This is a genomic window from Pseudomonas sp. H3(2019) (assembly GCF_007713465.1).
GTDB lineage: Bacteria > Pseudomonadota > Gammaproteobacteria > Pseudomonadales > Pseudomonadaceae > Aquipseudomonas.
The window spans coordinates 1-12,610 of record NZ_VMSG01000038.1; the positions used below are offsets into that span (position 1 = coordinate 1).

The following is a 12,610-nucleotide window of genomic DNA, read 5'->3' on the forward strand; positions in this document are numbered from 1 at the left end:
GAAACCCCTATCTGCGTATGCAGGTAGGGGTTTTGTTTTGCCTGCGAGAAAGTGCCTGGACGACCTGACTAGGTTGCCCGCGCCAGCTTCCACTGCCTGGCCAGATGCACATAGACAATCACGTTGATGAGAAGCACCAGGCAGCCCAGCCCTAGCTGTATCGCCGGTGTCAGTCCGGCCGGGTATATCAACGGCCACACATAGTGCTCGATGAAACTGTCACCGTAACCGCCCTGTCCGGCAGATTGGCGCCAGAGGTTTTCCCAGCGGGTCAGTGGGCAGGTCAACTGGAATACTTCGACGACCACGCCCCACACAGCTGCAGGCAGGTGCCACCAGATCAAGTGCCGCCATTTGAGCGTCAACAGGCCGCCGAAAAGCACGAACAGAATGAACAACAGATGAAGCAGTACCAGCCCGTCGGCGGCTATTCGGTAAAGCATGACGACTCCGTCCTCTGATTGTTTTCCATAGCCGCCGAATATGCAGTTTTGTTGAAGTAAGGCTACTCGACTTCACCAAAACCACAGATTCACGCGGTGATTTTTTGTCCTGCCTCTCGGCACCTATACTCAAAATACCATGGTTGGAAATGCTGCTCGTTTCGTTCGGACAGCGTAAAGGTTAGCGCTGCCGTATCATTTCTAGGGGACTGCGATCTTGAATCTGCGTTTCCTGCTCGTTGCCTTGCTGGTGGTGTTGGCAGGATGTGCCACGGTACATCGCGCCTCCGAGCCGACTGCGCCGGTTGTGATTGCGGAGGCGACCTGGCAGCAGATTGATCAAGACATAGACACTGCTTCTTTAGCCTCCAAGGGGATAGTCAAACGTTACACGCGCAGCGCCATGGAGCGCTGGAGAGAGATGGTCTACCAGCGCACCGAAACGGACTTCATCCCGTGGTTTACCAGCTATTGGACCCAGCAATGGCTGTCTGCGAAGGTGGGCTGGTACAAGATGAGCAGCGGGGGAGAGGTCGATCCTGTGGTAAACCGTTTAACGGTCTACCTGCAGGAGCAATACCATGAGCGTGTGCTGGACCCTGTCGCCAAGGTCACCGATCCCAACACGATCATGGTCGATGCAATTGCCCTGTATTTACAGACCCTCGACGCGCATCTCGTGGAGATCCAGCAGCACTACAGTGCACCTCAAGAGCAATTCGACCGTCGACTCAACGACATTCCGGCAATTGCGTTGGCACCTCCCCCCGTTCGCAACGCTTCGCTTTATCAAATTGCTCACGCCGAACCGGTTGCCAATCTGCCGGCCTATCAGGCCCTGATCGAACGAGTCCGCAGCGCTAACAGCGGTGCGGGGGCAGGGTTATCGGACGCCGGTATATCGTCGGTGGCCAAGCGAGCCGGTGAAAAACTCGAGGGCCAGATCGCCACCCGCAGTGCGGCCGGCGCTGTTGCCGCGGCAGTTGGTCGAGTGGCGGGCGCAGTGATTTCCGTTGTATCGGCGAGTATTGGTGCCTTCTCGAACGAGAAAGATCGACCGGAGACGGAAGTGCAGCTACGCAAAAGCCTGGGTGACGCGTTCGACAAAGCGTGGCTCGGGCTGATGGAGAACGAGGCCAATGGGGTTATGGCGGGGGTCTACTACATTTCGGGACAGATAGAGGGCAGTCTCACCAAAAATTTGCCGGTCTTGCCCGAACCTGCGCCGCTAGAGTCTCCATTGCCAGACAATCAGATTCCCCTGCAAAGCGGTCAGGCTCTGCAATAGGGAAGAAAACACTACAGCAGCTCTTTCGACGCTCTAAACGGGTATGAATAGCTCACCCGCTACTCGCCAGTAGGACATCCGTTGAGGGGCGCGCTGGCCATTTTACTGATCAGGCTGGCCAGGCGTTTTATGTTGTTCTGATGAGCCGCCACCAGATCATCGATGGTTGGACCCGCCGGCGTTTGCAGCGTTGTGCGGCAGGTCGGCGATGTGCTGCTTGCATCAGTTTCCGCAGTTCTCAGGCGCCATTTCGCATCGACGAGTGCGTAGTGACCGGGAATAGAATCAAAACGCTGCACCTCCACCCGCAGCGATACTTTGTGCTGAGCTGCCGTGCCGGACAACTGATCAACCAAAGCACTTTTCAATTCATCGGACAGGTTGGCTCCCCACCATTCGGTTTCCATAATTGCCAGGCCACTGCTGCCTTGGCGAATGACGATTTGCGGGCGGTCGACCTGGGGTGGCACGGTGAGCCGCTCAATCTGGATATCTGCGCCGCCACGCGCACCTGCAGTCGGTTGGGCCGGAGTCAGGGTGTGGTAATGAATAGGATCACTGCGACATGCAGCGAGCAACACCGCCAGGCTGAGCAAGGAGATTTTCAGCGATAAAGACATGGAGTTGCTCCTGGGGTCAGTTGCTCGAAGACGGTTGCAGGTCTTGCGCGGGGGCACCTTTGGGCCGTCCGCGCACCAGAGATTCCGGATGGCGTGTCAGGTAGTCTGACAGTTCACGCAGCGAGCGTGACGCGCGCCCGACTTCGTCCAGGGTTTCACTCAGTTGTTCACGTTGTGGCGAACCTTCGGCAAGGGTCGAACTGGCCGATTGCAGGGTTTTGCTCATGTCCTGCAAGGTGTTCTGTACACCAGGCAGTGTCTTGCCGTTGAACTGTTTGAGGCCATTGCGCAGTTCCGTCAGATTGCTATCGAGGTTGTTGGCGATGCGCTCGATCGGCAGTTTGTTGATCTTTTCGACCATCGCTTGGAGCTGTTCTTGCAACTGTTCCAGGCTGGCGGGAACGGTGGGTATCCTGACCGGCCGGGCATTGGGATCGAAGGCAACTTTTTCGGCTTTGGGGAAGAAATCCAGTGCAATGTACAACTGCCCGGTCAACAAGCTGCCACTGCGGGCCTGAGCACGCAAACCATGGTCGACAAATGTCCCTATGAGCCGGGTGCTGGCCTGTTCGTCTTCAGGGTTGTGGTTCAAGGCATTAATCATCTTGATACGGGCCTGACCCAGACGTTGCGGGTAGAACACGATACCCACGTTGATGGGGAAACTGCGGGTCTTCTCGTCGTAGTCCAGATTGATCGCAACCACCTTGCCGATCTCCAGTCCCCGGAATTCCACGGGGGCATCCACCTTCAACCCGCGCAACTCCTGATCGAAACGCAGCAACAGGAATTGCGCCTTGCCGTTGGGGGGGGCGAGAGCAGTCTGTTGATCGTCGAACAGTTCGAAGTTCCTGTCTTCGGCCGCCGGTTGGTCGTTGGGGTTGTAGTCCGGAGCACGGAAGGTAATGCCGCCCACCAGCATGGCTGACAGTGACTCGGTTTTGAGCGCAAAGCCATTGGCGCCGACGTCGATGGCAATACCGCTGACGTTCCAGAAACGAGTGTTTTCGGTGACGTGGGCATCGTTCGGCGCCTTGACGAAAACCTGGATGTCTACACCCTTGCCCTCTGAATCCAGGGTATAGGCGACCACTTGGCCCACCGGGATCTTGCGGAAATAAACAGGAGAGCCAACATCCAGTGAGCCGAGATCCTGCGTGTGCAACATGAAATGCTTGCCCGGCTCGTCATAGGTAAGGGGCGGGGGGACCTCTAGACCGGTGAAAATTTTGGCGCGGGCATCGGCGCGACCGGCGTCGGCACCGACAAAGGCGCCCGAGAGTAAAGTGTCAAATCCAGATACGCCGCCGGCACCAATGCGTGGCCGCACGACCCAGAACTTCGAGTCTTTGCGGGTGAAGGATTCCGCCTGTTTGACGAGTTTCACCGTGGCGTTGACGCTCTTCTGATCGTCGCTCAATTCAACGTCGGAGACGTGGCCGATCACTACATTGCGATACTTGACCTCGGTCTTGTTGGCCGCCAGACCTTCGCCGGTCTTGAAGTTGATAATGATGGTTGGTCCTTGTTGCAGTATGTTGTGCACCACCAGGGACACCCCGACCAGGACCGCGACGATCGGCACGATCCATACCAGCGAAACACTCCAGCGACGGGTCTTGATGCTGGCGTGGCCGGGGGCTGGCTGTGCCTCAGTGGTTTGCGACTCCATCCATGACCTCCTCGGATTTTCGGTTTTCCCAAATCAGGCGCGGGTCAAAACTCATCGCCGAGAGCATGGTGAACACCACCACCAGACCAAAGAACAGAATCCCCAGGCGGGGTTCGATATCGCCCAGCGCCTGGAACTTCACCAACGCCGCTACCAGTGCGACGACAATCACATCGAGCATCGACCAGTAGCCGATCAGCTCGACGAAACGGTAGAGCTTTGAACGTTCTTTGCGAGCCCAGAGGCTACCGCGTTGTACCGTGATCAGCAGCAGCGAGAGGGCCACGAACTTGATGCCCGGCACCGCAATGCTGGCGATGAAAATGATCAGCGCAATGTCCCAGGCACCATGTTCCCAGAACTCCAGCACGCCGCCGATGATGGTGCTGTCGGAGCCACTGCCGAACAGACTGGTGTTCATCACCGGCAGCAGATTGGCCGGGACATAAAACACCAGAGAGGCCAACAGGTAGGCCCAGGTCCGGGTCAGTGAGTTGGCTTTGCGGGCATGCAAGGGGGCGCCGCAGCGCTCGCACTCGTGGGGGTGGTCGGTCATGTCACAGGCGTTGCCGCAACTGTGGCACAGGCAAAGGTTGAGGTCGCGGGCCACGGGGGGGGTGTTCATAAAATGTCCCACAGCTCGCGTACATCGCGACCGGCAATGCGGATCAGCAACAGGCTCAGCACCGCGAGCGCAAACAGTCCGATACCTGGCAGCACATCAAGCAGGCCAGCGAGCTTGAACACCGCGACCATCGCCCCCAGCAGACAGACCTCGAGCATGCTCCAGGGCCTGAGGGTTTCCAGCCAGCGCATGCACAACTTGAACGCCGGTGAGCGCCTGGCTGCAAGGGCGAAACCCAGGACCCAGATCAGCAACAGCAGTTGGATGACCGGCGCAATAATCATGGCGATAGCCGCGACCATGGCCATGAAGGTGATCGGCCCTTGACTGAGCGCCAGTACCGAGTCCCATAAGGTGGCGCTGTTCTTCTGGCCTTGCAGGCTGATGCTCATCACCGGATAGAAATTGGCGAAAATCCACAGCACGGCGGCTGTCAGGCTCAAGGCCAGGCGTTGCTCTACCGACAATCCGCTGTAGCGCTGAAGTACTCCGCCACAACGCGGACACAGGGCGGTTTGATGATTGGCGAGCGCGACTTTTTCATACACGCAATCGCAATGTTCACAGATGATCAAATGATCAGTCCTGGTCATGGTTCGCGCTCAATCGGAAGTCGGAAGCTGCAGGCAGTTAATTCAATATAGAAGTGCCTCGCGATAGAGCAAATTTTAAGTGCGGGGCTGGGGATGATGCGGGGGGGGGAGCGGTGATGATTCACCGGCCCTCATAACGAAAACTGCGCGTTCTTGATGATCAGGAGCGCGCAGTCAGAGGTTCGGATTGATGGGCGAGGGGGGGCTATTCGCCGCGAATGTACTGCTCCAGCTGCTGGATCAATTCGGCTTGCTCGGCAATGGCTTCCTTGACCAGGTCGCCGATAGACAGCAGGCCCAGCAGTTGGCCGTTTTCCACCACCGGCAAATGACGCAGGTGCTTGTCGGTCATGATATTCATGCAGGTTTGCACGGATTGATGGGAGTCCACCGTGATTACCGGCGAGTTCATGATGTCGCTGACGGGCGTGCCGACCGAAGAGCGACCTTTGAGCACCAGTTTGCGCGCATAGTCGCGTTCACTGATCACGCCAACTATTCGACCGTCTTTGAGTACCGGCAATGCACCGACGTTTTTTGCGGCCATGACCATCAGGGCTTCGAGCACCATCTGATGCGAGTTGATGGTATGAACCTGCTGGTTCTGTTCGGCCTTTAACTTGAGCAGTTGCGCGACGGTCTTCATGAGGGCCTCTCCGGTGTTGTATTTATCAGGCGTCGCCAAGCGCGTTGACGCTTATACAGAATCATAGACGCAGGCCAACAGAGCAAGAGGGCAAAGCGGCATTCAGGGGTTCTAAAAGCGTCATCGAAGGGAGTTCGCGCTATCAGCAGTGCGGTTTCGCTGTTGGCAGTCGCTGATAGCCCGGGCGGGCTATCAGCGTCCTGACACGCTGGCTTAGCAGTAGCGATCGATCACGCAGACACCGGACTGACCCTGTGCACTTTTCCACGCCTGATTCAGCGTCTCAAGAACACGCGCGACAAAGTCTTTGTCGGCGGCGGCTTTCTTGCCAACATAACCCTGGCCGCGACGGTACATCTTCAGTCGGGCACGCAAGTCATGTTTGTTCTTTTCGAACTCATCTTCATGAGCGTGGGGCGACAGGCAGTCGATATGCACCTGGCCAGACTCGGCAATCCACAGGATATGGCTGTCATGGCTGTCTTTGTGTGCTGCGAACATCCGAGCCAGTTCATCAATAGTCGGTTGATTGTTCAGATTCATGTGTAAGCCCCTTGACCAGTGTTTGATCTGTCTAGTTGGTTCGCTAATTCACTTCTCTGCATCGGTAAGTTGATATCTGGTACCGAAACCAGGGCGACAGTGGGTGTCTGCCGAATATCGGCAGGGCCTTGAGCAGGATGCATGTAGTCTTGCCGAGAAACTGCTACGCACGTGCGGCACAGCGGGGAGAAACAGCGATTACCTGGACGTTGCTACCGACATTATTCAGCTCGGCCACAAGCATCTTGAGGATTGATCGCCAGCGTTTCTCGTCCTTGTACTGGACGCTCATGCTGGGTCAGCTTCATCAATCTGCCTTGTGGGCAGTACACATCCGGGAGCAGCTCGGCGGTCAGTCGAGCTTTTTCACAACACTTTTGCCAATGCTCCCGATCGGGGAGACGTCCGCATCATGCAAGGGGAAAAACAACTCGTCAACGGTTTTGTAGTGAATATTTTAAATCACTACATAAAACACTTTGGCGCCCGCAGGGTCAGCCTAGAGCCTTGTCCTACAATCACTTGCGGGACAAACGCAAAGGCAGCCGTGAGCACCGATGACGCGTAGAATCACCCTGTGAAATAGTCTTCGAGGTTGCAGTGGTGGATTTACAGCAGGGCTTCGTCTTGACCCGGCATTGGCGCGATACCCCGGCCGGCACGCAAGTCGAGTTCTGGTTGGCGACCGATCAAGGCCCAAGGTTTGTCCGGCTGCCGGTCCAGCCGTCGGTGGCGTTCATTCCCGAGCAGCAGCGCGAGCAGGCCGAATTGCTGTTGCGAGACGAGCAGGGGGTCGAGCTTCGCCCGCTGGGGTTGCAGGATTTTCAGCATCGGCCAGTGTTCGGACTGTATTGCCAGCAACACCGCCAGTTGATGCATCTCGACACGCTGTTGCGCAGGGCCGGCGTCGATGTCTTCGAAGCAGACATTCGCCCTCCGGAACGCTACCTGATGGAGCGCTTCATCACCGCGCCGGTGTCGTTCACGGGAACGGCGGACGACTCCGGCACACTGCTCGACGCTCATCTCAAGCCTGCACCGGACTATCGCCCGAGCCTGAAGCTGGTTTCGCTGGATATCGAAACCACCGAGCAGGGCGAACTGTATTCGATCGCACTGGAAGGCTGTGGTCAGCGCCAGGTCTACATGCTCGGGGCGCCAAATGGCAATGACTCACTGGTGGACTTTGCGCTTGAGTACTGCGACTCGCGAACCCTGTTGCTGAAAAAACTCAATGAGTGGTTCGCGCTTCATGACCCCGACGCAATCATCGGCTGGAATCTGGTGCAGTTCGATCTACGCGTGCTGCACGAGCATGCCCGGCGCCTGGCGGTGCCGTTGCGTCTGGGGCGTGGCGGTGAGGAAATGCAATGGCGCGAACACGGCTCGGGCAACAATCACTTCTTCGCTGCCGCCGCTGGTCGGCTGATCATCGATGGCATCGAATCACTGCGCTCGGCAACCTGGAGCTTTCCGTCGTTCAGCCTGGAAAACGTCGCGCAGACGCTGCTCGGTGAAGGCAAGTCGATCGATAACCCGTATCAGCGCATGGACGAAATCAACCGCATGTTCGCCGAGGACAAGCCCGCACTGGCGCGCTACAACCTCAAGGACTGCGAACTGGTCACGCGGATCTTCCACAAGACCGAACTGCTGACCTTCTTGCTCGAGCGCGCCAGTGTCACCGGGTTACCGGCCGATCGCAGCGGCGGTTCGGTTGCGGCCTTCACTCACCTCTACATGCCGTTGATGCACCGTCAGGGCTTTGTCGCGCCGAACCTCGGCGAGCGTCCTCCGCAGGCCAGTCCCGGCGGTTTTGTCATGGACTCGCAACCAGGGCTGTACGAATCGGTGTTGGTGCTCGACTACAAGAGCCTGTACCCGTCGATCATCCGGACCTTTTTGATCGACCCGGTGGGGCTGGTAGAGGGTTTGCGCCACCCCGACGACAACGAGTCGGTACCGGGTTTTCGTGGTGCGCGTTTCTCGCGGACCCGGCACTGCCTGCCAGCGATTGTTGCCCGTGTATCGGAAGGCCGGGAAGTCGCCAAGCGCGAGCACAACGCGCCGCTTTCCCAAGCCTTGAAGATCATCATGAACGCGTTCTATGGCGTACTCGGCTCCAGTGGCTGCCGGTTTTTCGATACGCGCCTGGCGTCATCGATCACCTTGCGCGGGCACGAGATCATGCTCAAGACTCGCCAGTTGATCGAGGCGCAAGGGCACGCGGTGATTTATGGTGACACCGACTCGACCTTCGTCTGGCTGCGGCGTGCACACGGTCAGGAAGAAGCGGCGCAGATCGGCCGGTCTCTGGTCGAATACGTCAACCAGTGGTGGCGCGATCACTTGCTCAAGGAGTTCGGTTTGCACAGCGTGCTCGAACTGCAATTCGAAACGCACTTTCGACGGTTTCTGATGCCGACCATTCGCGGTGCAGAGGAGGGCAGCAAGAAGCGCTATGCCGGGCTGGTGACACGCGCCGACGGCACAGAGGAAATGGTCTACAAAGGCCTGGAAACCGTACGCACCGACTGGTCGCCGCTGGCCCGGCAATTTCAGCAAGAGCTCTACCTGCGGATCTTTCACCGTCGGCCGTATCAGGATTATGTTCGCGAGTTTGTCCGTGCGACGCTGGCCGGTGAGCACGATGACCTGCTGATCTATCGCAAGCGCCTGCGTCGGCGATTGGACGACTATCAACGCAACGTTCCGCCCCATGTGCGGGCCGCACGCCTGGCCGACGAATACAACGATCGGCTGGGCCGGCCACGCCAGTATCAGAGCGGCGGCTGGATCAGTTACGTGATTACGGTGGCGGGGCCCGAACCGCTGGAAACCCGCAGCGCGCCGATTGACTACGACCATTACGTCAGCCGCCAGCTGCAGCCGGTGGCGGACGCGATCCTGCCGTTTGTCGATGATGATTTCAGCACGCTGATTGGCGGGCAATTGGGTTTGTTCTAAGCCTCAGACCATCGCCAGCCGATGCTTGCGGGTGGGCGCGCCAAACGCTTGATCCAGTGCCTGAAAATCTTCAGCGTCGAGCTTCAATTCGCTGGCGGCAGCGTTCAACTGCAGGTGTTCTGGATGTACCGCTTTGGGGATGGCAATCACGCCGTCCTGACGCAGAATCCAGGCCAGTGACACCTGTGCCGCAGTGACGTTATGGCGTGCGGCGATCTGCTTTAGTGTCGGTTCGACCAGAAGGCCCCCGGCCTGGGCGATCGGACAATAAGCCATCAACGGCATGCGCTGTTGCTGGCACCAGGGCAGCAGATCGAATTCGATACCGCGCTCCTCGAGGTTGTAGAGCACCTGATTGGTCGCGCAGGTTCTAGGGCCTAGTTCATACAGGTCCGCGACATCGAAATTGGACACGCCCCAACGACCAATCTTGCCGTCGTCACGCAGGCGTTCGAAGGCTTCGACGGTCTCTGCGAGCGGAAACTGGCCGCGCCAGTGCAGCAGATACAGATCGATGTAGTCGGTCCCCAAGCGGCGCAAGCTGCGTTCGCAGGCCAGGGGAATACCGCGTTGGCTGGCGTTGTGCGGATAGACCTTGCTGACCAGGAACACCCGGTCGCGAACACCGGCAATGGCTTTGCCAACCACTCAAAAGCCCCGCATCTGCGGGGCTTCTTGTTAGTGCAGTGAGTTGTTCCTGCGCACGCTCAGTCCAACCTGGCCGGTAGGTTGCCTCCAGCAATCAACTCAGCAGATACACCGGAAAACACTCACACAAGTGCATCACCCTGCGCCGGATGTTATCCAGCAGCGCCGCGTTGTTCGGTTGTTCCAGCAGGTCGGCGATCAGGTTCGCCACTTCAGCGCACTCAGCCTCGCCAAAGCCCCGGGTCGTCAGTGCTGGCGTGCCAATGCGGATGCCGCTGGTGATTGCCGGTTTCTGCGGGTCGTCGGGAATCGCGTTTTTGTTTAGCGTGATGTGGGCGCTTTCCAGCAGCGCTTCGGCATCTTTGCCGGTGATGTTCATCGAGCGCAGATCGAGCAGGAACATGTGGCAGTCGGTGCCGCCGGACACCACGCGCAAACCACGGCGGGTCAAGATGTCGGCCATGGTCCGGGCGTTGTTGATCACCCGTTGCTGGTAATGCTTGAACCCATCGCCAAGGGCTTCGTTGAACGCCACGGCCTTGGCCGCGATGACGTGCATCAGCGGCCCACCTTGGTAAACCGGGAAAATCGTCTTGTCCAGCAGCGCAGCGTATTGTGCTTTGGCCAGGATCAGACCGCCGCGCGGGCCACGCAGGGTTTTGTGCGTGGTGGATGTGATGAAGTCGGCGATGCCGACCGGTGACGGGTACACGCCCGCCGCAATCAGCCCCGCGTAGTGCGCCATGTCAACCATCAGGTAAGCGCCGATTTCATCGCAGATGTTGCGAAAGCGCTGGAAATCAATGGTTCGGGAATACGCCGAGGCCCCGGCAATGATCATCTTCGGCCGGTGCTCCCGGGCTAGCGCTTCCATTTCGGCGTAGTCGAGGGTCTCGGTTCCCTTCTCCAGCCCATAGGAAAATGCCTTGTAGAACTTGCCGGAAAAATTCACCGAGGCACCATGGGTCAGGTGCCCGCCATGAGCCAGGGACATCCCCAGAATCGTATCGCCGGGTTCGAGTACCGCCAGAAACACCGCTTGGTTGGCCTGGGACCCGGAATGCGGCTGGACGTTGACGTACTCGCAGTTGAACAGTTTGCGGGCGCGCTCGATGGCCAGGTTTTCGATCTCGTCGACGACCTTGCAGCCGCCGTAGTAGCGCTTACCCGGATAGCCTTCGGCATATTTGTTGGTGAGCACCGAACCCTGTGCCTGGAGCACTTCTTCGCTGACATAGTTTTCTGAAGCGATCAGCTCCAGGTGGGTTTCCTGGCGATTACGTTCGCGATCGATCAGGCGGGCGATGGCGGGGTCGAAATTCTGCAGGCTCATGGTCGGCTGCCCTCGGCGATGACGGCGGCTTTGCTTTCCCGGGTGTAAGTCAACACGAAATGCGCCACGAGGCCGAAGATCAAGCCCCAGAACGCGGCGGCCAAACCGAGGAAACTCATGCCCGAGGCAGTGACCAGGAAGGTGATCAACGCCGCTTCACGTTGTTTCTCGTCCGCCATGGCACCGGTCAACCCGGCGCTGATTGCACCGAACAAGGCCAGGCCGGCGAGGGAGGCAATCAACTCCTTAGGCAGGGCGGAAAACACCGAGGCCAGGGTCGCGCCAAAGGTGCCCATCAGAATGTAGAACACCCCGCAGGCAATCCCGGCGATGTAGCGTTTGTCACGGTCTTCGTGGGCTTCGCGGCCGGTGCAGATCGCCGCCGTAATCGCTGCCAGGTTAAAGCCGTGGGAGCCGAACGGGGCCATCAGAATCGAGCCAATCGCGGTGACCGAAATGATCGAGCGCGCCGGGGTGTTGTAGCCCGAGGTGCGCAACACCGCCATACCGGGGACGTATTGGCCGGTCAGGGTCACCAGGGCCAGTGGCAGACCGATGTTGATGATTGCGTGCCAGCTCCACTCGGGGGCGATGAAGACCGGGTGGGCCACGGCGATGGTGATCGAGCTGCTGTTGAGTTCACCGAACGAGGCGGCCACGGCACAACCGATAATCAGCACTGAGAGAATCGCGTAGCGCGGCGAAAAGCGTTTGAAGATCAGGTAGGCCGCAATCATCGACAGCACCAGCGCCGGTTGCAGTTTGATCGAGGTGAACAGCTCGGCGCCGAATCGAAACAGAATACCCGCGAGCATGGCGGCGGCGATGGCTTTGGGCAGGCGACTCATCAGTTTGTCGAACGCCCCGGACAAACCGACCACGGCGATGATCACCGACGCCACTGTATAGGCGCCGATGGCTTGGGGCAGGGTAACGGTGGGCAACATCGACACCAGCAATGCCGCGCCCGGCGTCGACCACGCCGTGATCACCGGAATCCGCAGACGCCAGCTCAGGAACAGGCCGGTAATGCCGCTGCCGATGGAAATGGCCCAGATCCACGAAGACACCACGTCGTTGGGCAGATGGGCTTCCTTGGCCGCCTGAAACACGATGATCAAAGGGCCGGCATAGGAAATGATCACGGCGATGAAGCCCGCAATGACCGCTGACAGGGATAGATCCTTTCTGAGTGTGTCCATGATGTCTCGACTTGGCGCGGCAGGGTCGCG

At 58.6% G+C, this 12,610-nt stretch carries 11 protein-coding genes and 1 pseudogene; 2 read left to right on the forward strand and 10 right to left on the reverse strand.

Annotated elements, in window-relative coordinates:
- Window positions 1-68: 68 nt before the first annotated feature.
- Entirely contained in the window at window positions 69-443 is a 375-nt protein-coding gene (locus tag FPT12_RS26525; protein WP_145022286.1) for a DUF2784 domain-containing protein, read from the reverse strand.
- A gap of 217 nt (window positions 444-660) precedes the next feature.
- On the opposite strand from FPT12_RS26525, the gene FPT12_RS26530 reads away from it, so the two are divergent.
- A complete protein-coding gene (locus FPT12_RS26530) occupies window positions 661-1,731 on the forward strand; it encodes a hypothetical protein (protein ID WP_145022289.1) in 1,071 nt (356 codons plus the stop codon).
- A 59-nt stretch (window positions 1,732-1,790) separates the two neighbouring features.
- Here the strand turns inward: FPT12_RS26530 and FPT12_RS26535 are convergent, their stop codons facing one another.
- The 6 genes from FPT12_RS26535 to FPT12_RS26560 all read right to left on the reverse strand — a co-directional run bounded on the left by FPT12_RS26535 (window position 1,791) and on the right by FPT12_RS26560 (window position 6,430).
- Window positions 1,791-2,351 (reverse strand): membrane integrity-associated transporter subunit PqiC, encoded by a 561-nt coding sequence (locus FPT12_RS26535; RefSeq protein ID WP_145022292.1) that lies wholly within the window; start codon window positions 2,349-2,351, stop codon window positions 1,791-1,793.
- Window positions 2,352-2,367: 16 nt separating this feature from the next.
- Window positions 2,368-4,023, reverse strand: a complete 1,656-nt coding sequence (locus FPT12_RS26540) for an intermembrane transport protein PqiB (RefSeq protein WP_145022295.1) — start codon at window positions 4,021-4,023, stop codon at window positions 2,368-2,370.
- Window positions 4,004-4,648, reverse strand: a complete 645-nt coding sequence (locus FPT12_RS26545) for a paraquat-inducible protein A (RefSeq protein ID WP_145022298.1) — start codon at window positions 4,646-4,648, stop codon at window positions 4,004-4,006. Before FPT12_RS26545 ends, FPT12_RS26540 begins: the two co-directional genes overlap by 20 nt.
- Entirely contained in the window at window positions 4,645-5,241 is a 597-nt protein-coding gene (locus tag FPT12_RS26550; protein ID WP_145022301.1) for a paraquat-inducible protein A, read from the reverse strand. The genes FPT12_RS26545 and FPT12_RS26550 overlap by 4 nt, the downstream gene beginning before the upstream one ends.
- 205 nt (window positions 5,242-5,446) lie before the next feature.
- Complete coding sequence (locus FPT12_RS26555; RefSeq protein ID WP_054598134.1) at window positions 5,447-5,887, reverse strand: CBS domain-containing protein; 441 nt, start codon at window positions 5,885-5,887, stop codon at window positions 5,447-5,449.
- A gap of 213 nt (window positions 5,888-6,100) precedes the next feature.
- Window positions 6,101-6,430, reverse strand: coding sequence for a hypothetical protein (locus FPT12_RS26560; protein ID WP_054598133.1), 330 nt, complete (start codon window positions 6,428-6,430; stop codon window positions 6,101-6,103).
- A gap of 603 nt (window positions 6,431-7,033) precedes the next feature.
- On the opposite strand from FPT12_RS26560, the gene FPT12_RS26565 reads away from it, so the two are divergent.
- On the forward strand, window positions 7,034-9,397 hold the full coding sequence (locus FPT12_RS26565; RefSeq protein ID WP_178098914.1) for a DNA polymerase II: 2,364 nt from the start codon (window positions 7,034-7,036) through the stop codon (window positions 9,395-9,397).
- A gap of 3 nt (window positions 9,398-9,400) precedes the next feature.
- On the opposite strand, the pseudogene FPT12_RS26570 reads toward FPT12_RS26565, so the two are convergent.
- The 3 genes and pseudogenes from FPT12_RS26570 to FPT12_RS26580 form a co-directional block, all read right to left on the reverse strand.
- Window positions 9,401-10,045, reverse strand: a pseudogene (locus tag FPT12_RS26570) (aldo/keto reductase); the annotation flags it as partial.
- Between the two features lie 94 nt (window positions 10,046-10,139).
- The gene (glyA, locus tag FPT12_RS26575; RefSeq protein ID WP_145022307.1) at window positions 10,140-11,378 is read right to left on the reverse strand and encodes a serine hydroxymethyltransferase; all 1,239 of its coding nucleotides are present in this window, start codon (window positions 11,376-11,378) and stop codon (window positions 10,140-10,142) included.
- Entirely contained in the window at window positions 11,375-12,580 is a 1,206-nt protein-coding gene (locus tag FPT12_RS26580) for a benzoate/H(+) symporter BenE family transporter (RefSeq protein ID WP_145022310.1), read from the reverse strand. The genes glyA and FPT12_RS26580 overlap by 4 nt, the downstream gene beginning before the upstream one ends.
- Between the last annotated feature and the right edge of the window lie 30 nt (window positions 12,581-12,610).